Source organism: Methylobacterium sp. CM6247, assembly GCF_054817925.1.
Genome location: NZ_JBTXKX010000003.1, coordinates 3491959 through 3512625 on the forward strand (window position 1 = coordinate 3491959; position 20667 = coordinate 3512625).

16 protein-coding genes are annotated in these 20667 nt (G+C 65.3%); 9 read left to right on the plus strand and 7 right to left on the minus strand.

Features of this window, described 5'->3' with window-relative positions; all coding sequences use genetic code 11:
- Nucleotides 1-236 precede the first annotated feature (236 nt).
- The 5 genes from ACYQOP_RS17370 to ACYQOP_RS17390 all read right to left on the minus strand — a co-directional run bounded on the left by ACYQOP_RS17370 (nt 237) and on the right by ACYQOP_RS17390 (nt 7537).
- Entirely contained in the window at nt 237-3083 is a 2847-nt protein-coding gene (locus ACYQOP_RS17370) for a glycosyltransferase family 4 protein (RefSeq protein ID WP_461223240.1), read from the minus strand.
- Nucleotides 3080-4555 (minus strand): FkbM family methyltransferase, encoded by a 1476-nt coding sequence (locus tag ACYQOP_RS17375; protein WP_461223242.1) that lies wholly within the window; start codon nt 4553-4555, stop codon nt 3080-3082. Before ACYQOP_RS17375 ends, ACYQOP_RS17370 begins: the two co-directional genes overlap by 4 nt.
- Before the next feature lie 352 nt (nt 4556-4907).
- On the minus strand, nt 4908-5660 hold the full coding sequence (locus ACYQOP_RS17380; RefSeq protein WP_461223244.1) for an ABC transporter ATP-binding protein: 753 nt from the start codon (nt 5658-5660) through the stop codon (nt 4908-4910).
- Nucleotides 5661-5667: 7 nt separating this feature from the next.
- Nucleotides 5668-6531, minus strand: coding sequence for an ABC transporter permease (locus ACYQOP_RS17385; protein WP_419952600.1), 864 nt, complete (start codon nt 6529-6531; stop codon nt 5668-5670).
- Nucleotides 6532-6604: 73 nt separating this feature from the next.
- A complete protein-coding gene (locus tag ACYQOP_RS17390) occupies nt 6605-7537 on the minus strand; it encodes a LysR family transcriptional regulator (RefSeq protein WP_056427262.1) in 933 nt (310 codons plus the stop codon).
- A gap of 99 nt (nt 7538-7636) precedes the next feature.
- Between ACYQOP_RS17390 and ACYQOP_RS17395 the strand changes: the two genes are divergently transcribed.
- From ACYQOP_RS17395 to ACYQOP_RS17405, 3 genes are all read left to right on the plus strand, one after another.
- Complete coding sequence (locus tag ACYQOP_RS17395) at nt 7637-7999, plus strand: hypothetical protein (RefSeq protein WP_461223246.1); 363 nt, start codon at nt 7637-7639, stop codon at nt 7997-7999.
- Nucleotides 8000-8161: 162 nt separating this feature from the next.
- A complete protein-coding gene (locus ACYQOP_RS17400; protein ID WP_056427268.1) occupies nt 8162-8344 on the plus strand; it encodes a DUF3606 domain-containing protein in 183 nt (60 codons plus the stop codon).
- Nucleotides 8345-8455: 111 nt separating this feature from the next.
- Nucleotides 8456-9307 (plus strand): endonuclease/exonuclease/phosphatase family protein, encoded by an 852-nt coding sequence (locus ACYQOP_RS17405; RefSeq protein ID WP_244477999.1) that lies wholly within the window; start codon nt 8456-8458, stop codon nt 9305-9307.
- Here the strand turns inward: ACYQOP_RS17405 and cls are convergent.
- Nucleotides 9198-10634 (minus strand): cardiolipin synthase, encoded by a 1437-nt coding sequence (gene cls / locus ACYQOP_RS17410; RefSeq protein ID WP_461223247.1) that lies wholly within the window; start codon nt 10632-10634, stop codon nt 9198-9200. The genes ACYQOP_RS17405 and cls overlap by 110 nt on opposite strands.
- A gap of 68 nt (nt 10635-10702) precedes the next feature.
- On the minus strand, nt 10703-12868 hold the full coding sequence (locus tag ACYQOP_RS17415) for an FUSC family protein (RefSeq protein ID WP_461223248.1): 2166 nt from the start codon (nt 12866-12868) through the stop codon (nt 10703-10705).
- A gap of 276 nt (nt 12869-13144) precedes the next feature.
- On the opposite strand from ACYQOP_RS17415, the gene ACYQOP_RS17420 reads away from it, so the two are divergent.
- The 6 genes from ACYQOP_RS17420 (at nt 13145) to ACYQOP_RS17445 (ending at nt 20412) form a co-directional block, all read left to right on the plus strand.
- Nucleotides 13145-14758, plus strand: coding sequence for an ABC transporter substrate-binding protein (locus ACYQOP_RS17420; protein ID WP_461223250.1), 1614 nt, complete (start codon nt 13145-13147; stop codon nt 14756-14758).
- A gap of 232 nt (nt 14759-14990) precedes the next feature.
- Nucleotides 14991-15944: an ABC transporter permease gene (locus ACYQOP_RS17425; protein WP_018043405.1), complete on the plus strand. Its 954-nt coding sequence runs from the start codon at nt 14991-14993 to the stop codon at nt 15942-15944.
- Nucleotides 15944-16873 (plus strand): ABC transporter permease, encoded by a 930-nt coding sequence (locus tag ACYQOP_RS17430; RefSeq protein WP_461223252.1) that lies wholly within the window; start codon nt 15944-15946, stop codon nt 16871-16873. The genes ACYQOP_RS17425 and ACYQOP_RS17430 overlap by 1 nt, the downstream gene beginning before the upstream one ends.
- Nucleotides 16870-17928 (plus strand): ABC transporter ATP-binding protein, encoded by a 1059-nt coding sequence (locus tag ACYQOP_RS17435; RefSeq protein WP_461223254.1) that lies wholly within the window; start codon nt 16870-16872, stop codon nt 17926-17928. The genes ACYQOP_RS17430 and ACYQOP_RS17435 overlap by 4 nt, the downstream gene beginning before the upstream one ends.
- A 58-nt stretch (nt 17929-17986) precedes the next feature.
- Nucleotides 17987-19009, plus strand: coding sequence for an ABC transporter ATP-binding protein (locus ACYQOP_RS17440; RefSeq protein ID WP_461223255.1), 1023 nt, complete (start codon nt 17987-17989; stop codon nt 19007-19009).
- Between the two features lie 146 nt (nt 19010-19155).
- Nucleotides 19156-20412: an allantoate amidohydrolase gene (locus ACYQOP_RS17445; RefSeq protein ID WP_461223257.1), complete on the plus strand. Its 1257-nt coding sequence runs from the start codon at nt 19156-19158 to the stop codon at nt 20410-20412.
- Nucleotides 20413-20667: the final 255 nt, after the last annotated feature.

The following is a 20667-nucleotide window of genomic DNA, read 5'->3' on the forward strand; positions in this document are numbered from 1 at the left end:
GCCGCTAGAGGTCAATGGCATCGGCGAACATTTCTTCCTCGAGGCGCACTAGCATCGAATCGCCGGCTGCGCTCCTTCCGCGATCTTTCACATTCGTCACACGACGACGCACCGAAGGATCGTTCTAGGCGAAGCGCCCCAAAGTCCTAGCTCAGACCGTCTTCGCCGGTCCCCAGATTACCGAGCGGGCCGCACCAACACAATTTAGCCGCGAGCGGTCCGGCGCAGAAGCGTCTTCACAAGATCGGAACGCGCAGGACATTGCCCCAGCCCTTGCCGTCCTGACCCGCCTCCAGTTCCACTGAGGCGCAACCTGATGGGACAGTGACGGTGAGAATGATGCTTTGGCCGGCGGGCAGGATCAGCGGAATCGCCGTACATGTCGGTACGCCTATCGGTGCTCCGAGGACGGAAAGAGAGCGAGCCGTAAGAGCGAAACCGAGCCTCTCACCGTCTTCGAGATTACTCGACCACACGGTCTCTGACAGATTGGTCACACGTACCCGAAGTCGGGCGGTGCCATCGTCCAGTATCTCGATGGATAACACATTGAGGCTATGGTCCCGCTCACCCGGTCCAAGCAGCCGGAGCATCCGAGTTTCGCCGATATCGTATGCGGATGCATAGGGGTGTTCGTCCTTGGGACGATACTCCATTTGCCATTCACCATCCCGCACGACCCGCAAGGCTAGACGCGCCGACTCATCCCAATCCGGCCATGCAAAGCCTGTATTGTCTTCAACCGGACCGCGCCCCTCGCCACCGATGAACCGACGAACGGCATCCGCGAGCAACGAGGAGTCACCGGGAGCAAAAAAGAGGACGTTCTCTGCGCCTTCCGTCACTTCGCGAAAGACGGGAATGTCGCTGACGATCACCGGCTTACCGAAATGCCGAGCCTCTACGACCGGTAATCCGAAACCTTCGGTGTACGACGACGCGATCAGCGCGTCGGTGTCGGCATACGCCTGAATCAAATCCTCGTCCGGAATGCCCTGGAGCAGATGAAGGCGCCGCCCATACTCGGGATGGCTTCTAATGCGCTCCATGAGCCGCTCGGTACTCCATCCGGCCCGTCCGATGATCGTCAGTTCAGCATCGACGCTGTCCGTCCACAACGCCTCAAATCCAGCCAAGGCGACATCATAGCCTTTCCGCGGCTCGATCGTGCCCACCATTAGGAAGCGGTAACCTTGGCTTGGCGGCCGGGACCGGGCCGGGCGAGTCACATCCTTGAGATCGGCCCCAAGCAGAAAATAACCGATCTTCATTGGCCGAGGAAAATTCAACGCCTGCAGAAGAGCGAGCAATTCTTCAGCTGTCGTACGGGAGTTGCAAATAAATCCTGTTGAATACGCAAGCGCAGAAGCAAGCCATTTTTTAAATATTGGCGGGATAATTTCGTTGCAGAAGGCCGGCGTTAGCATCGGAACAAGGTCGTGCATCATCGAAATGACACGCGTTCCCCGCAAACGGGCCGACATGAGCTGGAGCAGATGCGACTCATGGAACTCCCATGAGCTGTCCAGCATGAAAACGGTATCGTTGGGCCTGATAAAGTACGCCCGATCACCGGTCGGTTCGATCGGCCTAATTGGCCTGCTCCCTAGCCACGAGACCGGCTGTAGAGAAATCTGATCGTCTCCAAATAGAATCGTGGCATCGGCGGTTGCGCTCATCCGGCGGCTGATTTCCCGAGTGACACGCTGAATGCCCGTACCACCATCATTGCGGAGCGTTGCAGTGCAATCAATGAGGAGCCTGGGGGGCAGAAAGTCGAGGGGTTCGGCACGTGCGAGGATCTCGGCGACATTAGTCGACTGCAGACCCTCCTGTCGGATAGCAGCAAGAGCGGCGCGGCGGCGTGCTTCCAGCGATGGGGGCGCATCGTGCTTGCTCTTTACGAGGCCCTTGAGGGCAGCGTGGGCATGTTGCGCCGACCGGTCCCAAGTGAAGGTCTCAGCCCTGATGCGTCCCGCCTCAACGGCGGCGGCAGCGAAAGAGGAATCCTCAATCATTCGGGCTATCAAGGCGGCAAGACGATCATGGTCGTCAGGATCGAACATCAATTCCCGGTCTTGCACGACTTCGGGTGCAGCCCCCCGATCCGCGACGATGACCGGAGCACCGCAACGCATTGCTTCAAGGGCCGTGAGGCCGAAGCCTTCGAGATAAGACGGCTGCACAACTACGGCAGCCGCCCTATACAGCGAAACGAGTTCGAGATCCGAGACGTGCGCGCTCAGAACGAGCATGTCAGGCCGCAATCCAAGTTCTTGCCACCGACGTGCGATGTCTTTCAGCAACTCACTTGGGTGGTCGCCCGCTAGGACCAAACGCGTCGATGCGCGCAATGCGCCCGCAAGACGGCCAAATGCCTCCACGATGGCAATGACATTTTTTCGCCAGTCGAGCCCACCAACATATAGCACATAGGGCCCAGGGGGCGTTGGCATCAACGGCATGGCAAGCAGATGAAGAAAGTCTGGTGACACACCGGCGCTGATATTGACGTGATTGCCTCTCCCTACGATCGCGGTAGCCTCACGCGTCGAGTACTCGGAAATGCACAAATTGAGATCGTAGCGTCCGAGAATTTCCAATCTACGATTATAGCTGGAGCGTAAATTTGGATCTCTAAGATAGCGATCTGGGTAACGGTATGGGATTGCGTCGTAAAAGATCGATGCAAGCGGACAACCAAGCAGTGGACTGGGCTCAAGGGGCATGGCAGCATCGCCATGCCCCTCAAACGGGCTCGTGGAAACCGCGACGTCCACGCCGAGACATGCCACGTGATGAGAAAGCGCGATTTGCCCGAGCCTTCGCGCATCCGTGTATCCGGAGATGGCTTCGCCATTTTCGCGCGGGCTCTCCCACACATGAATATCTCGTGGCGCGATCCATGCAGAGATCACATCGCGCGCGGCAAGTGCCTCGTCGGGCATCGCCGCATTGAAGGATATCGACAGGTCGATATCGCCACGCTCCGACAATGCGCGGATCAATTCCTGCGCATAGCGGCCGATCCCCCGAAGACGGCTCGCCGTTTGGAGGCATTGACCGTCGAACCAGACTTTCATGGGAGTTTTCCGTCGGAAGGCGGCGTGTCGGCCAAAGTGCGCCATTGGTTAAGGCGCCCGGGTTCGACGGACAACGCATAATCGGTGTAGGTTTGCTTCTGGACGACCACCAGCTCGGCTCGCTCGCGTTGCAGCGCAAGGAACAATCTGTCGCGAAATGGCGGCGCCAGATCAAGGGCGGTGATCGCGGCACGCTTGAGGGCCGGCCGTTCGCGGAGAAATGCAGCCCCTCTTGCGAGTACGGAGCGGGTTGCTCGCTTCATCCCAACGATCCCGCTTCGACGACCGGCAAAGCGACTGAAGGACGTGAAGTCTCCCCGTGTCGCACGCCTGGCGACACGCAGGGGAGCCGTAACACGCCACGAGGTGCTCGCGCGCGTGGCGGCCAGCATGCGCTCCACGCCTTGCGCGGAAATGCTTTGGCTTTCCATCACGTCGAGTTGGCGGCCCATCCTCTCGCATTCGGATGCAAGAACCTCACGGTCATTCGCAAGCCTGTCACGCTCCAGCGAAAGCCTGTCGCGCTCGGAAGCAAGCTTGTCTCGTTCGGATGCGAGCCTGTCACGCTCGGAATAAAGAACGTCGCGTTCGGATGCGAGGCCACGGATCTCGGAGGTGAGAGTGTCGCGTTCCGCGAGCAACTCACTCTCGGCTTTCGCAAACCTGTCACGCTCCACAATCAAAACGTCGCGTTCGGCGGAAGCCTGGGCGAGGTCCTTTCGTGAGCCCTCGGCATCCAAACTTGCACTCAGGAACGCCTCGCGCAGTCCACCGGCACCAGGAGCACGGCCGAGGAGGCTGATCTCGAAGCCATCGAAAACATTCGCACCGGGCCCGAAGAACGCAGCTAAATCTGCGTGTGTCTCAGACACATAATATCGGTTAAGTCCGTCGAAATAAACGTACTGGTACCCTCGATCCAGCAGCGCTGGCTCCCAGAGATGATGGGTCGGAGTTTGGGCCAGAGGCTCTGTACTCTCGATCACCACGATCCAGGGCCGGACGTCGCAATCGCTCCAGCTTTCCAAAACGCTGGCCTCAAGGCCCTCTACATCGATCTTGAGCCAGTGGACATCGAGGCGACGGGCATCCTTCAAAACCCGATCAAGCGAAAGAATCGGAACGACCGTCTCGACGCAATCATATCCCTCAGCCTTGTGCGCCGCAGCAACCGTCGCATTTGCCGTGCTCAACCCAGTCTCGGGAAATTCGAAGAAAACGATATCTCGATCTCCCGTTCCGACAGCAGCCTGAATGATCCGTTCATCCGGGCGGTCTGCACGCAACTTGTCGGCATAGGCTTGCGTCGGCTCAATGCTGAAGCCACGCCAGCCATTTTCGTAGAAACCGCGGCTCACAGAATCGACGCGAGGATCCTGAGCACCTATGTCAATATAGAAACCGTTTGGAACGTCCTTCAACGCCCTCCACAGCAGAACGTCCTCGAAATTCTGAGCATAACAGGTGAACATATTAGTGGCTCCCACCATGGAGGCCCGTACAGATAGCACTCCAACCATCGGAAGACGTGCGAATGACCCCATACCGGAGACCGCCGAAATAAGATGACGAAGACCCACCATGAAGGCTGACGAGCAGAGCATATTGAATGCTTGCCTGGAAAGGTGGACGCTTTTGGCCTATATACCACATCAATGCCAACCTCAGTCGAAAATCAATACAACTCACCCTAACAAATAAGCGCTTATAATCGAAAATGAACTTCTATTGTAAAGATTTTTAAGATTTCCACGAAAAATTACTGCCATTAAAAAGAGCGAGCCTGCGGCGCAGAATAGAAAGTTATATTATACTTTAATCATCTTAGTCTTTATTTGTTACATACGCCGCCAACACCTCGTCCGGCGCGCCATCCATCATCAGCGTGCCGCCCTTCATCCAGAGCGTGCGGTTGCAGAAGCGCTTGATCGAGGCGTTGTCGTGGGAGGCGAGGAACATGATGCTGGCCTTCTGGATCATGCCGTGCAGACGTTTCTCGGCGCGTTCCGCGAAAGAGGCGTCGCCGACGCCGATCACTTCGTCGAGGATCAGGATGTCGGGATGGACGGCCGTGCTGACCGCGAAGGCGAGCCGCAGCATCATGCCGCTGGAATAGGTGCGGATCGGCAGAGAGAGGAACTCGCCGAGTTGGCTGAATTCCTCGACGTCGGGGACGATCGCTTGGGCCTGCTTGTGGCTCAGCCCCAGCATGATGCTGCGCATCTCGATATTGTCGTAGCCCGTGGCATCGCCGTCCATGCCCATGGACAGGTCGATCAGGGACGAGATGCGCCCCTCAATGGTGGCGGTCCCCGAGGTCGGCGGATAGACCCGGCTGAGCACCCGCAGGAGCGTCGTCTTGCCGGCGCCGTTGCCGCCGACGAGACCGATCCGGTCGCCATCGCGCGCTTCGAAGCTGACCGCGTTCAGCGCCTTCACCACCTGGACGCTGCTGTCGCGGTCGTTCTGCAGGCCTCCGCCGACCGTGCGACGCAGAATCTCGCTCTTCAGGGCACGGCCGCGCGAATTGTAGACGGCGAGCTCGACGCTCGCCTTGTCGAGGACGATATGAGCCATCCTGCCCTCAGAGCCAGTACACGACGCGGTGCGAATATTTGCCCGAGAATGCCAGGGCGATCAGCCAGCCAATGACCAGCAGGCCGAGCAGGATGAGATAGGACGTTGCGCTCGGCAGATGGCCCAGCAGAGGCTCGCGCATCACGTCCAGCATGCTGGCAAAGGGGTTCAAAATGAGTACGGGATGGTCGACCCGCAATTGAGAAGGCTTGAACACGACCGGCGAGACGAAGAACGCGACTTGTACGACGCTCGCGACGATCTGCGGAATGTCGCGGAACCGCGCCGACAGGATGGCCAGGAGGTAGCCAATCCAGGCCAGGTTGGCGAGCACGAGCAGCAGGCCGGGAACGAACAGCAGGATGTGCCAGTCGATCACCGTGCCGGTGACGAGGAACAGGACCGGCAAAATGATCAGGTTATGGGCGAAGATGAAGAGGTTCCGGGCCATCGTCCGCAACAGGTAGGTGAACCGCGGCAGCGCGACCTGCCGGATGATGCTGTCGTTATCGGTAAAACTCGAACAGCTTTCGTTGATGGTCTGCGACATCAACCCCCAGAGCACGAGGCCTGTGCCGAGATGGGGCAGGTAATCGGCCATCGAGGTGCCGAAGAGCGAGGCGTAGATCCCGCCCATGCCGAAGATCATCACGGCCATGCTGAGGGTCAGCCACAGCTGGCCGACGCGCGAGCGGCGATACCGACGGATCACGTCGTTCTTGGCCAGCATCCACCACATGCGCCACGCGCCGAAGCCTCCGACGACGTCAGCGACCCCTCCTGCTACCAAACCCATGCGGCCTCTTTCCCGGAGCCCTGCTCCTGCGGAGCAGCCGATGCCGGCCCTCCCAAAGCACGCGCCTGCGCGCATTGGCAAGTTTTGGGTCGCCGGGGGCAGGAGATCCGGACCGGACGTGGTGCCGGGCCGCGCGAGTCGAAGCGTCTCACCCGACCTGTGCCGCGTCGTCGGCGAGAGCGAGAAGCGTCTGGCGCAACCAGCGATGGGCCGGGTCGTCGTCATAGGAGGCGTGCCACAGCATCGAGATCGCCACCTCGTCGAGGGCCAGCGGCGCCGGGCTGACGGCGAGGCCGAGGGTTCCGGCAAAGAGGGTGGCGAGGCGCTCCTGCATGGTGGTGAGAACGGGCGCGCTCCGCACGAGGAAGGGCACGGCGAGGAAGCGTGGCGTCGTCACCGCAAGGTCGCGGCGAAGGCCGAGGAGGGCGAGAGCGTCGTCCACCACGCCATGCGCCGTTTCCTTCAGGCTGGTGAGCACGTGGGGAAAGCGCAGGTAATCGTCCAGCGAGATCGGCGGAGTGAGCCCGACGAGGTCGGCATTGAACAGGCAGACGTAGCGGTCCCGGTAGAGCAGCCTCTGCTTGTGGTGGGTCTGGCCGTGGCTGAACGTGCCGATGCCGAGATCGACCCTGTCCGCATCGAGTTCCTGCAGGATGCGGATACGGTCGATGGAGCGCAGGAGCAGGCTGATCCCCGGTGCGTGCCGCCGCAGATAGGCCAGGAGCCGCGGACCGAGCAGCACCTCGGTCGAATCGGGCAGGCCGATGGTGAAGGTGCGCGTTACGCTGCGCGGATCGAACGCCTCGTCGCGCCGGACCAGCGACTGGATCTGGCGCAGCAGGGTACGGACGGGTTCGGCGAGGGCGAGGGCGCGAGGGGTGGCGCGCATCCCCTCCGGTGCCCGGGTGAGGAGTTCGTCGCCGAAGGTGGTGCGGAGCCGGGCGAGGCTGCTGCTCATGGCCGATTGGCCGATGCCGATCCGGGCGGCGGCGCGGGTGACGCTGCGCTCCGCCAGCAAGGCATCAAGGGCCACGAGGAGATTGAGATCGATGCGCGACAGATCGACGTGATCAATAGTCATTATCGATTCTATCTTTTTGATCCATGCTGCAGCGCACGGCATATCCGGTCTCGAAGCAAGGGCGCGCCGCGCCCCGCCCAACGAGCGAGTCCAGATACCATGACCTTTCGCAACCTCATCACCAGCGCCGCCCTCACCAGCGCCCTTATCGCCGGCCAAGCTTCCGCCGAGACGATCAGGCCCTTGGGTGGCGGCAGCGTCAGCCTCGGCGATCTCTCCGGCGTGGCCTATTATACCGCCGAACCCAAGGGCTACCGGGTCGTCGTGACCCTGGCCCGCACCGAAACCAGTCGCGCCGTGCGGTTCGAGACGATCCTGGCTTCCGGCCAGAGCGTGTCCCTCTCGACGCCGCAGGAACTCGGTGCCACGGCCGATTCCATCGAGATCACCCGCTCCGGTGACACGGTCGTGGTGAGCAGGCCCCGGCCCGAGCCGCGACGGGAGGCCGCCGCCCGCGATTGAGGCAACACCAGACGACGATGAGTGTGGCTCATCGTCGTCTGCCCGGGCGATTGCTCGGAAGCGTGCGGGGGCACTCTTCACGAAGCCTGTCCTGCGGGGCAGAACCGTCCATCATCGGTCGGGCTTTCTCCGCGTGGTAGAATTCATGGTGGGACAGGATTCATGGCAGGACTGAAGGACAAGCGCGGCTTCATTGACAAGGACAGGCTCGATCTGTCCGAGCGGCAGGCCGTGGAGCACTGGATGAAACGCTGGGGTGTCACGCGCGATCAATTGATCGCCGCCCACCGCAAAGCGGGCCATATGGTCAAGGACATCGCCGCCGAACTCGGCAAGAAGCGCTGATCGGGCGGATGCCGGCCAGAGGTCGCCGGCACGAGACGCAGCGGGACGGGAAACGTCGGGACCACGAGGCGCGTTGAGACGCGGCGACGGGCGAGAGCGGGAGGCGGGCGGGTGCCACTGAAGAGACACGGGCTGCTCCCCTGGGGCGGCATGCTGAACGACCGCCGCTACGCCGTCTCAGAATCCGCCCGCAGCGCCGACCTGCGCGCCCTCAGCGCACCGGACCGCGGCCGTTTCCGCAAGATCGTGAGCTGGAACCTGCTTCGGCGCACGGGTGCCAAGGTCGACAGCATCGTCGAACTCGTCCTACGCGAGCAGCCCGATCTCCTGCTGATGCAGGAGGCTACGAAGGAGATCGCATCGATAAAAGAGCGGCTCGGGGGCGACTATGCCTGGGCTCCGCTGCCCGGCCGTATCCATGGCCTCGCCATGTGGAGCCCGGTGGCCTGGGCCGCGCCTCCGATCGTCATCAAGCTGCCGTCCGGCGCCTTGGTCGACCGCGTCTGCCAGATCCTCGACATGGGGGATTTCGGGGTCGCCAATGTCCATCTCTCGCATGGGCAGGTGCTCAACCGGCGGCAATTGCGGCGGATCGAGCAGAGCCTTCCGGCGCGCGCGGCGGTGATCGGCGATTACAATCTCATCGGTCCGGCCCTGCTGCCGGGTTTTCGCGATGCCGGGCCGCGCATTCCCACGCATGCCATGGTGGACCTCGTGCCCCTGCGCATCGACCGCTGCCTCGTACGCGGCCTCGCCTGCCTCGGGCGTACGGTACTGCCGCGCGGCGCTTCCGATCACCGGCCCATCGTCGTGCACCTCGCCCCGGCCCCGGCGCAGCCGACGGCGCACGATATCAGAGGTATGGCAGCATTAGTCGCACGGCTGCGTCGCGCAGCCGGACGGGAAGCGACCGCCGCGCCAGTTCTTCGGACGTCAGGCGCGCCTCCATCTTCGTCCGCATGAACCGGTCGAGCCGGTCGGCGAAGGCGCGGTCATAGACCTCGACATTGAGCTCGAAGTTCAGTCGGAAGCTACGCATGTCCCAGTTCGCACTGCCGACGAAACTCCACTCGCCATCCACCACCAGCAGCTTCGAATGGTCGAAGGGCGGCTCGTCGAGCCAGATCCGCACACCGCTCTCGAGCAGGGGCGCCACATGGGCCCGCGTCGCCCAATCGACGAAACGATGGTTGCTCGCACGAGGGATGATGACGTCGACGCGGATGCCGCGGGTCGCCGCGAGGGCGAGGGTGGTCGATAAAATCTCGCTCGGCAGGAAATAGGGTGTCACCAGCCGGATGCTGTGCTGAGCGCAGCTGATCGCCGACATCACCGCGAACTCGATCTTCTCGATATCGGCATCCGGGCCGGAGGTGACGACGCGCGCCTCGATCTCGCCCGCCGCACCCAGCGGGGGAAACCAGTGCGAACCGTCGAGCTCCTCCCCCATCACGAAGGCCCAGTCGCTGGCGAAGGCCTGGGAGAGCTGTTCGACCACCGGACCTTCGATGCGAAAGTGACTGTCGCGCACGGGGTCGGGCGGCGACGTCGCCACGAGGTTCTCGTCGGCGATGTTGATGCCGCCCGTGAAGGCGATGCGCCCATCGACGATGAGGATCTTCTTGTGGGTGCGCAGGTTCAGGAACGGCATGCGCCAGGGCAGGGCGGAATGCATGAACAGGCCGACCGGCACCCCCGCCCGGCGCAGGCGCCGCGCCATGGCGGGAAAGAAGTAGCCGCTGCCGATCCCGTCGATGAGCACCCGCACTTCGACGCCCCGTTGCCGGGCGGCCAGCATGGCCTCGAAAAAGCGGCCACCGGTGATGTCGTTGCGGAAGATGTAGCTCGACAGGGCGACGCTCCGTCGCGCGCCCTCGATCGCCGCCAGCATCGCCGGATAAGCCTCGTCGCCGTTGCGCAGGGCCTCGAACGCGTTGCCGCCGAGGAGGGGTAGCTGGGTGATCTGCCGGACGGCGCGGTCGAGGGGCCGGAGTTCGTCCGGCACGGTGGCATCGGGAAGGGCCGGGGCGTTCGCCCGCTGCGACGGCCTTACCCGCAACTGGCGTGCCCGGCGCGAGACCCGGTTCACGCCGAAGATCGCGTAGAGGGCCGTCCCGAAGATCGGCGACAGCCAGGCGAGGCCGATCCAGCCGATGGCGGTGCCGATCTCGCGCTTGCGCAGCAGGGCATGAACAGTGACGAGAAGCGCCAGAACGATGCCGAGCAGGGCCAGCACCTCGGCCCGGATCGACCCGGTCGCCTGCAGCCATCGGTGGAGGAGGTCTTCCAAGGATCACCCCAGCCTGAAAACGGGATCGCGCAACGCGGACCTCTTTAGCCCCGCGCCTGCGGAAAAACCTAGCCTTTGCCCGGCGCGGCGGCAGGCTCCGGAGGAAGCGCCTCCGCACGCGAACGCGGTGGCCGCAGGGTCTCGGCGAGCAACTCCACCTGCGTCACGAGGCGGACGAGAGAATCGGGGCGGGGCAGATCCGGATGGGAGGGCAGGGCGCCGCCCTCCTGGGCGAGACGGGCGAGGGTCTCGGTGATCCAGGCGACCCAGGCGCAGCCGACAGGCCCATCGGTGCTGGGGTCGGCGGCATAGCGCAGGGCGGACAGGCGCGCGCCGATCCGGCGCAGGGTCGCATCGGCGACCATCGCGGTCTGGACCTGCGGGTGGCGCCCGGCGCGGGGCTGCTGGAGGGCGCGGGAGAGGGCGGCTTCCAGGGTGTTGAGGGCGAGACCGCTGGCCCGCGCCGCGGCTTCGGCGGCCCCGCTCCGTTCGGCTTCCGCCCGGTTCGAGAGCACGGTGCGCGCAAAATCGGCATGCGCCTTCACCGCCTTTCGCAGTTCCAGGCGGACCTGATCCGGCTCCCAGACCGGCCATAGCAGCAGGCTGCTCACCACGGCGATGAGGCCGCCGAGTAGGGTGAAGAGCGCGCGCATGCCCGCCACTTCCCAGGAGGCATGGCCGGGCTCCATCACCTCCACGAGCAGCACCACCAGGGGCGTCAGGCAGGCGATGAAGAAGGCATAGCTCACCTGCCGGGCGGCGAAACCGATGATGCTCAAGGGGAAGATCAGGGCCGAGAGTGCCAGGGTCGTCGTGGCGAGGCTGGCGAGGAGGGCGCCGAACAGCCCGCCGAGCACCGTGCCGCCGATCCGCTCCAGCGCCCGCTGCCAGGTAGCGGCGTAGAAGGGCTGCATCGTCAGCACCACCGTGATGGTGAGCCAATGCGTGAACGGCCCCGGCCAGAGCAGGGTTAGGCCGAGGACAGGCGCGGTGACGACGCTGGCGCGGATCGCGTGCCGCAGGTTCGGCGAGGCGAGGGTAAAGTTCGCCTTCAACGGGCCGAGCAGCCGTTGGCGCAGGGGCAAGCTGGCGCTCCCCAATAATGTGCCGCCGGGGCGATACCCTTCCGGCGTCGAGAGCTTGGCCCCGATGCGGACGCGGTCGAGGATGCGCTCGGCCAGCGCCTTGAGAGCCGGGTCGGATGCGAATCCGCGCCCCGCCCGCGCGATCGAGCGCTCGATGCGCGGCAGGTCGAGGACGGTGTCGTCGCGGATCGCCCGCGCGACAACGAGGAGGAGCGGTCTCAGGCGACGCAGCAGGCGCCGCGTCCGGACCTGCCGGTTGGGATTGCGGTCGGCCTCGATCCGGTCGGACAGGGCAATGAGGGCGGCGAAGATCTGTTCCGCGGTCTCCAGCCGGATCAGGGCCTGGGCGGTGCGGTCGGAGACCCTCTCGCGGCTGCGGGCGATGTCGACGATGAGGCTGCGGGCGAGTTCGATCGCCTCCCGCGCGCCGCGGCGATGCGCGCGCGCATGGTCGTCGAACCCGGTCGCATCGGCCTCCTCGGCGGCCGCGAGGTCTTCGAGATCGCCGCTGAGCAGAGCGAGCCTGCGCCAGACCTCGGCCACGGCCCGCTGGGTCGGGCGATAGGGGTTGAGCCGCCAGAGGGCGAGGGCCAGAACCGTCGCCCACAGGCCGCCGGCCAGCACCATCGCACCGGCGATGACGGCCTCGCCGCCGGTGAGCGGACGGTCGAGGGCGAAGGCCAGGACGAGGACGAGGACGTTGCCGGCGGTCTGCTCCTGCACGCCCCAGACGCGGGCATAGGTGCAGCAGAAGATGACGAGGGTGGCGAGCGGCACGACCACGGCCGGGCCATGGGGCTGGAGCAGACCGAACAGGCTCCAGATCAGGCTGCCGAGCACCGAGAACACGGCCAGCACCATCAGGCGGGAGCGCACCGGACCGCCGATATCGGCAAAGCAGGTGAGGTTGGCCGCCAGCGCCATGATGAGGAGCGGCGACCACGCCACGAATTCGTGGAGAAGGATGACGGTGCCGAAGGCGCAGGCCGCCCGTATTCCCTCGATGATGCTGAGCCCGCGCGGGTCGAGGGCGACGGGCAGGCGGGCCAGGTTCGATCCCGGCGCGGACAGGGAGCCCCGGCCCATCAGGAAGTCCGCCACGCGCCCGCGCCGGAGGCCGCCGGACCTTGGGGCACCCGTCTTGGCCATGGGTTTCGGGGAGAGAGGCAACTGGGGCGCTCCGCCGGGCGGCCTGCCCGAAGACGGGCGGTTTAGAGCCGATCGCGGCGGCGCAAAACCCTCTATGGCCGCCTCGCCACCCGGGCCGGCATCCAGCGCATGCCGACCCGGCGGGCTTTCACATGAATCGTATACATTTTTCTCCCGGTGAGCTGGAAGGAGTCCAGTCTGGCCGGTGCTTTGCATGGGGGGACCGGAGACCGGCAAACTTGCCGGACGTGGATCCTCGAGGAAAAGCACAACACGATGAGAGCCTTGGCAGAACGTCTTCGCGTTGGACTCGTGGCCGCGGCGCTGGCCAGCGGCGGCATGATGCCGGCGGCTTGGGCTCAGGGAACGCTGCGGATCGGCATGACCGCGTCGGACATTCCGCTCACCACGGGTCAGGCCGACAATGGCGGCGAAGGCATGCGCTTCACCGGCTACACGGTCTACGACGCCCTCATCAATTGGGACCTGTCGAGCGCCACCAAGCCCTCGGAACTCGTCCCGGGCCTCGCCTCGTCCTGGGCGGTGGACGCCACCGACAAGACCAAGTGGATCTTCACATTGCGGCCCGGCGTGACCTTTCACGACGGCTCGCCCTTCACCGCGGAATCGGTCGTGTGGAACCTCGACAAGCTCCTGAAGAACGACGCACCGCAATTCGACCCGCGCCAATCGGCGCAAGGGCGCTCGCGCATCCCCGGCGTCGCCAGCTACCGCGTCGTCGATCCGATGACGGTGGAGATCACCACCAAGGCGCCGGACGCGACGCTGCCCTACCAGATCGCCTGGATCATGATGTCCTCGCCGGCGCAGTGGGAGAAGCTGGGCAAGAGCTGGGACGCCTTCGCCAAGACCCCGTCGGGGACCGGCCCGTGGAAGCTGACACTGTTCGCCCCGCGCGAACGCGCCGAGATGGCACCCAACGCCGAGTATTGGGACAAGGCACGGGTTCCCAAGCTCGACAAGCTGGTCCTGGTGCCCCTGCCGGAAGCCAATGCCCGCGTGGCGGCCCTGCGCTCGGGTCAGGTCGACTGGATCGAGGCCCCGCCGCCGGACGCTGTCGCCTCGCTCAAGGGGGCGGGGTTCAGCATCGTCACCAATGCCTATCCGCATAACTGGACCTGGCACCTGTCTCGGGCCGATGGCTCGCCGTGGAACGACGTCCGCGTGCGCAAGGCCGCCAACCTCGCCGTGGACCGCGAGGGCATGAAGGAGATGCTCAACGGGCTGATGATCCCGGCCGAGGGATTCATGCCGCCGGGCTCCGCTTGGTTCGGCTCCCCGACCTTCAAGCCGACCTACGATCCCGAGGCGGCCAAGAAGCTCCTGGCCGAGGCCGGCTACGGCCCGAACAAGCCCATCGTCACCAAGATCCTGATCGCGCCCTCGGGCTCGGGCCAGATGCAACCCCTGCCGATGAACGAGCTGATCCAGCAGAACCTCGCCGATATCGGAATCAAGGTGAATTTCGAAGTCGTCGAGTGGAACGCGCTCATCAACCTGTGGCGGGCCGGCTCGAAGGCCGACGTGTCGCGCGGCGCCACGGGAATGAACTTCTCCTACTTCATCCAGGACCCTTTCACCGGCTTCATCCGCCATCTCCAATGTAATCTCGCCGCCCCCAACGGCACGAACTGGGGCCATTACTGCGACCCCGAGATGGACAAGCTGTTCGACCAGATCCGGACGACCTTCGATCCCGTCGAGCAGATCAAGGTGCTGCAGAAGGTCCACGAGAAATACGTCGACGAGGCGCTGTTCCTCATGGTCGCCCACGACACCAACCCGCGCGCCATGAGCTCGAAGGTGAAGGGCTTCGTCCAGGCCCAGAATTGGTACCAGGACTTCTCGCCCATCACCGTGGGGAAGTGATGACGAGGGCCGCCATGCACACCAACCCTCCCCCCACGAATCTCAGGCTTGCCCGAGATTCGTCCTTGGCTGGCCAAGTCGGGCAGGCCCGACGTGGTGCGGGGGAGGGTGCCTGCGGAGCAGGCGGGAGAGGGGGCGACCTCTCCGGATACGGCGCTCCCCTCTCCCGACCCTCGCTGACGCGAGGGCCACCCTCCCCCGCAGAGGGGGGAGGGAGACGAGGGACCGCGCCATGCTGAGCTTCATCCTCCGCCGCCTCCTCACCGTCACCCCGGTGGCGCTCGGGGTCAGCATCGTCTGCTTCTCGCTGGTACATCTGGCGGACGGCGATCCCCTCAGCTCCATCCTGCCGGTGGACGCCACCCAGGAGACGATCGACGCCATGCGGATCGCCTACGGCTACGACAAGCCGCTGCCGGTCCAGTACGCCCTGTGGCTGTGGAAGGTGCTCCACGGCGATCTCGGCACGTCTATCGCCACCGGCAGGCCGGTCTTGAGTGAAGTCGGTCGCGCCGTCGTCAACAGCCTGATCCTCGCCTCCGTGGCGACCCTGATCGGCTTCACCTTCGGTTGCCTGTTCGGTTTCGTCGCCGGCTATTTCCGCGACTCCGTCCTCGACCGGGCGGCCTCCGCCATCTCGGTCTTCGGTGTGAGCGTGCCGCATTACTGGCTCGGCATGGTCCTGGTCATCGTGTTCTCGGCCCAGCTCGGCTGGCTGCCCTCCACCGGAGCCGGCCCAGACGGATCGGGCAACTGGAAGCCGGATCTCGAGCACCTTCGCTATATCATCCTGCCCGCCATCACGATGTCGGTGATCCCGATGGGCGTCATCGCCCGCACCGTCCGGGCGCTGGTGGGCGACATCCTCTCCCAGGATTTCGTCGGGGCGCTTAGGGCAAAGGGCCTCTCCGAGTTCGGCGTGTTCAAGCATGTGGTGAAGAACGCCGCCCCCACCGCTCTCGCGATCATGGGGCTGCAGCTCGGCTACCTGCTCGGCGGCTCGATCCTGATCGAGACGGTGTTCGCCTGGCCCGGCACCGGCTTCCTCCTCAACGCCGCGATCTTCCAGCGCGACCTGCCGCTGCTGCAGGGCGCCATCCTCGTCCTGGCGATGTTCTTCGTCGCCCTCAACCTCATCGTCGACGTCGTGCAGACGGCGCTCGACCCGCGCATCGAGAGGGGCTGATGGCACTCGGGACCAGTCCGGCCGCATCGGCCATCGACATTGCCGGCGGGGCGCCACCGCTCACCTCGACGCCGGATGCCTTCGTCGCCTCGCGCGGCTTCTGGGGCAACGTGCTGGCCAAGCTCCTGCGCGATCCCGTGGCGATGACAGCGGCGTTCGTCATCCTCGCCATCGTCGCCATCGCGTTGCTGTCGCCCTGGATCACGCCCATGGACCCGTATCGCGGCTCGATGGTGCGGCGGCTGAAACCCGTGGGCGACGCCACATACATTCTCGGCTCGGACGAGCTCGGGCGCGACATGCTGAGCCGCCTGATGCTGGGTGGGCGCCTCTCTCTGTTCATCGGCGTCACGCCGGTGATCCTCGCTTTCCTCCTCGGTTCCAGCATCGGCATCCTCGCCGGCTATGTCGGCGGCTGGCTCAATACCGTGCTCATGCGCACCGTCGACGTGTTCTTCGCCTTCCCCTCGGTGCTTCTGGCCATCGCGCTCTCGGGTGCGTTGGGAGCGGGCGTGTTCAATTCCATCGTCTCGCTGACCTGCGTGTTCACACCCCAGATCGCCCGCGTGGCCGAGAGCGTGACGACGCAGATCCGCTCACGCGATTACGTCGATGCCGCCCGCCTGTCCGGCGCCTCGACCCTGACGATCCTGCGCGCGCAGGTGCTCGGCAACGTACTCGGACCGATCTTCGTCTACTCCACCAGCCTCATCAGCGTGTCGATGATCCTGGCCTCGGGCCTCTCCTTCCTCGGCCTCGGCGTGAAGCCGCCGGAGCCCGAATGGGGCCTGATGCTCAACACCCTGCGCACGGCGATCTACGTGAACCCGATGGTCGCGGCACTTCCGGGCCTTGCGATCTTCATCGTCTCGATCTCGTTCAACCTGTTCTCGGACGGCCTGCGTTCGGCAATGGAAGTGAAGTCATGAGCACGCCCATCGCGTCGAGCCCGCTTTCCTCCCGCGACCGGGGCGGCCCGGGCCAGCCGCTCCTCACCGTCGAGGGGCTGGTGAAGCATTTCCCGGTCAAGAAGGGGATCGGCGGAAAGAAGGCCGTCGTGCGCGCCGTGGACGGCGTCGATTTCGATATCAAGAAGGGCGAGACCCTGGGGGTCGTCGGCGAATCCGGCTGCGGCAAATCCAGCACCGCCCGCCTCATCATGGGCCTGACCCAGCACGACAAGGGCGAGATGCTGTTCGATGGCGAGCGTATCGGCAGCCGGGCCCTGCCCCTGCGCGAGTTCCGCGCCCAGGCCCAGATGGTGTTCCAGGACAGCTACTCCTCGCTCAACCCGCGCATGACCATCGAGGGGTCCATCGCCTTCGGGCCACGGGTCCACGGCGTGCCCAAGCGCCAGGCCATCGAGCGGGCGCGCAGCCTGCTCGCCCGCGTCGGCCTGGAGCCGGCGCGTTTCGCCGCCCGCTATCCGCACGAGCTCTCCGGCGGCCAGCGCCAGCGCGTGAACATCGCCCGCGCCCTGGCACTGGAGCCGCGATTGGTGGTCCTCGACGAGGCGGTCTCGGCCCTCGACAAGTCGGTGGAGGCGCAGGTTCTGAACCTGCTGATGGACCTCAAGCAGGAATTCGACCTCACCTACCTGTTCATCAGCCACGACCTCAACGTCGTCCGCTTCATCTGCGACCGGGTGGCGGTGATGTATCTCGGACAGGTGGTGGAGATCGGCCCGGCCGATACCGTGCTGGCCGACCCCGCCCATCCCTATACCAAGGCGCTCCTGTCCTCGATGCCCTCGATGGACCCCGACAACCGCACCACCGTGGCGCCGCTGGCCGGAGACCCGCCCAATCCCATCGACCCGCCGCCGGGATGCCGCTTCAACCCGCGCTGCAGTCTCGTGGAGAATGTCTGCCGGAGCCATGTTCCGCCCCTCGCCCCGGTAGACCCCGTCCACCGCGTCGCCTGCCTCGCCCGCCAGCCGGGATCCGGCCATTCGGCGGCGCCCGCCCTGTCGGTGGCCGCATGAGCACGGTCCTTCGCCACCAAGGCACGCCCCGATTCGCGCCGAACCCGAGATGCGACCGATGACCCGAGCGGTTGGCAAGGAACCCGCCGTCGAAATCCAGGGCCTGAAGATCACCTTCGGCGGCAAGGTCCGCGCGGTCGATGGGGTCGATCTCACCCTCGGCCGAGGCCAGGCCATCGCCCTCATCGGCGAGTCGGGATCGGGCAAGAGCGTGACCCTGCGCGCGATCATGCGCCTCAACCCCGAGCGCAAGACCGCGATCGAAGGCCGCATCCTCGTCGCCGGCCGCGACGTGATGGCCATGGGCAAGCGCGACCTGACGGCATTGCGCGGCCGCGAAGTCGCGATGATCTTCCAGGAGCCGCTGCTCGCCCTCGATCCGGTCTATACGGTGGGCCGCCAGATCATGGAGGCGATCCGCCAGCACGAGGGAATCGGCGCAGCCGAAGCGCGGGCCCGCGCGCTTCAACAGTTCGAACGGGTGCGCATCCCGAGCCCGGAGCGGCGACTCGACGCCTATCCGCACGAGATGTCGGGGGGTATGCGCCAGCGCGCGATGATCGCCCTCGCGCTCGCCTGCAACCCCAAGGTCCTCCTCGCCGACGAGCCGACGACGGCCCTCGACGCCACGGTGCAGATCCAGATCCTGCTTCTCCTGCGCGACCTGCAGGCGGAACTCGGACTGTCCACTCTCTTCGTCACCCACGATCTCGGTGCCGCCGTCGAGGTCGCCGACCGGATCGCGGTGATGTATGCCGGCCGCATCGTGGAGGAGGGCTCGGCCCGGCAGGTGGTGCTGAACCCGCATCATCCCTACACGATCGGCCTGCTGCGCAGCCGCGCCGACGGGGCGCTCGCCAAGGGCTCCCGGCTCCAGACCATCCCGGGAAGCCCGCCCGACCTCGCCAACCGCCAGCCGGGCTGCCCCTTCGCACCGCGCTGCTTCCTTGCCGAGGAACGCTGCCGCGTGGGCGACCCGCCGGTGGTCGAGGCCGGACCGGGCCATCGCGCCGCCTGCTGGAAGACCGACGAGGCGGCGCGGAGCTTCCAGGCTCAGCGGGCGGAGTTGGCGGACGCGTAGCCCCCCTCCCACGACCTCGCCCTGAAGTGCCGAAGCGAAGCACGGACGTTTTTCGAGGCCCCTTCGCGCGGCACCTTGGACTGAGGTTGAAGGTTGAAGATCCGCCCCCATTCCGCAGCGACCGAACCGAGACAACGGATAGGCATATGAGCACGACCCACAATCTCCGCGTCGACGGCGCGCGCCTGTGGTCCACGATCATGGAGACCGCCCGGTTCGGCGCCACCCCGGCCGGCGGAATCAACCGGCTGACCCTGTCGCAGGAGGATGGCCAGGTCCGGGACTGGTTCCGGGATGCCTGCGAGGCGGCGGGCCTCGAAGTGGGTGTCGACGCGCTGGGTACGCAATTCGCCCTGCGGCGCGGACGCGACATGACGCGCCTGCCCGTCGCCTGTGGCTCGCATCTCGACACACAGCCCACGGGGGGCAAGTTCGACGGCATCCTCGGCACCCTGGCGGGGCTGGAGGTCATGCGCGCCCTCAACGATGCCGGCATCGAGACCGAGGCGCCCCTGCTCCTGGTCAACTGGACCAACGAGGAGGGCTCGCGCTACGCGCCCGCCATGATGGCGTCCGCCGCCTATGCCGGAGAATTCACGGTGGAGGACATCCATTCCCGTCGTGATGCCGCCGGCATTGAGGTGAGGCAGGCGCTGGAGGCCATCGGCTATCTCGGAGACGAGCCGGTGGGGGAACGCAGGATCGGCGCTTTCGTGGAACTGCATATCGAGCAGGGTCCGATCCTGGAGGCCGAGGCGACCACCATCGGCGTGGTCGAGGGCGGGCAGGGGATCGCTTGGTTCGACGGCGTGGTGACGGGTTTCGAGAGCCATGCTGGCACGACGCCGATGCCGCGCCGGCGCGACGCCCTCAACGGCTTCGCCGAGATCGCACTGGCCGTCGAGCGGATCGCCCATGCCCACGGTCCCACGGCGGTGGCCACGATCGGCGAGGCGGCGATCGGCGCGCCGTCGCGCAACGTCATTCCCGGCCGCATCCGCTTCACCCTCGATGTGCGCGACCCGAAAGCCGAGACCCTCGACGCGGTCGAAAGCGAATTGCGAACGGAACTCGACGCCATCGCCGGTCGGCGCAAGCTCACCATCGAGCTGACCCGTATCTGGCGCAAGGAGCCGGTGCCGTTCGATGCCGGAGTGGTGGGCGCCGTCGAGGCGGCGACCAAGGGATTGGGCTTCAGCCATCGCCGCATGGTCTCGGGCGCTGGCCACGATGCCTGCAATATCGCCGCCCTCGCCCCGACGGCCATGATCTTCGTGCCCTGCCGCGATGGGATCAGCCACAACGAGGCGGAATCGGCGACCCAGAGCGATTGCACCGCTGGCGCCGACGTCCTGCTCCAGACCCTTCTCACCCTGGCCAATTCACCGGTTCGGGCTGGCTGAATCGGATTCGTCCGGGCTGGTCGGCGAGGTTCGGCCGCGACGCCACACATGTCCGCTGGAACGCACGCTCCGGCCTATCCGGCGTCGAGCTCAGTGAATCGACCATCTCCCTCTCTCGCAGCGACAAGCATGCAATATGATGCTTTGCGCTGCCGAGGTGCGGGGCGGGGCCGGTTGTGGCCTCGCATACAGCCCCTTCATGGCGCAGCCGAAAGACCGCGGCGAAGTGAGGGAGATGCATGACAGAGACAATCT

Coding starts and splice junctions, on each gene's coding strand:
- ACYQOP_RS17370 (WP_461223240.1), bottom strand. CDS start 3,083: ATGAAAGTCTGGTTCGACGGTCAATGCCTCCAAACGGCGAGCCGTCTT.
- ACYQOP_RS17375 (WP_461223242.1), bottom strand. CDS start 4,555: ATGTTCACCTGTTATGCTCAGAATTTCGAGGACGTTCTGCTGTGGAGG.
- ACYQOP_RS17380 (WP_461223244.1), bottom strand. CDS start 5,660: ATGGCTCATATCGTCCTCGACAAGGCGAGCGTCGAGCTCGCCGTCTAC.
- ACYQOP_RS17385 (WP_419952600.1), bottom strand. CDS start 6,531: ATGCGCGCAGGCGCGTGCTTTGGGAGGGCCGGCATCGGCTGCTCCGCA.
- ACYQOP_RS17390 (WP_056427262.1), bottom strand. CDS start 7,537: ATGACTATTGATCACGTCGATCTGTCGCGCATCGATCTCAATCTCCTC.
- ACYQOP_RS17395 (WP_461223246.1), top strand. CDS start 7,637: ATGACCTTTCGCAACCTCATCACCAGCGCCGCCCTCACCAGCGCCCTT.
- ACYQOP_RS17400 (WP_056427268.1), top strand. CDS start 8,162: ATGGCAGGACTGAAGGACAAGCGCGGCTTCATTGACAAGGACAGGCTC.
- ACYQOP_RS17415 (WP_461223248.1), bottom strand. CDS start 12,868: ATGGCCAAGACGGGTGCCCCAAGGTCCGGCGGCCTCCGGCGCGGGCGC.
- ACYQOP_RS17420 (WP_461223250.1), top strand. CDS start 13,145: ATGAGAGCCTTGGCAGAACGTCTTCGCGTTGGACTCGTGGCCGCGGCG.
- ACYQOP_RS17425 (WP_018043405.1), top strand. CDS start 14,991: ATGCTGAGCTTCATCCTCCGCCGCCTCCTCACCGTCACCCCGGTGGCG.
- ACYQOP_RS17430 (WP_461223252.1), top strand. CDS start 15,944: ATGGCACTCGGGACCAGTCCGGCCGCATCGGCCATCGACATTGCCGGC.
- ACYQOP_RS17435 (WP_461223254.1), top strand. CDS start 16,870: ATGAGCACGCCCATCGCGTCGAGCCCGCTTTCCTCCCGCGACCGGGGC.
- ACYQOP_RS17440 (WP_461223255.1), top strand. CDS start 17,987: ATGACCCGAGCGGTTGGCAAGGAACCCGCCGTCGAAATCCAGGGCCTG.
- ACYQOP_RS17445 (WP_461223257.1), top strand. CDS start 19,156: ATGAGCACGACCCACAATCTCCGCGTCGACGGCGCGCGCCTGTGGTCC.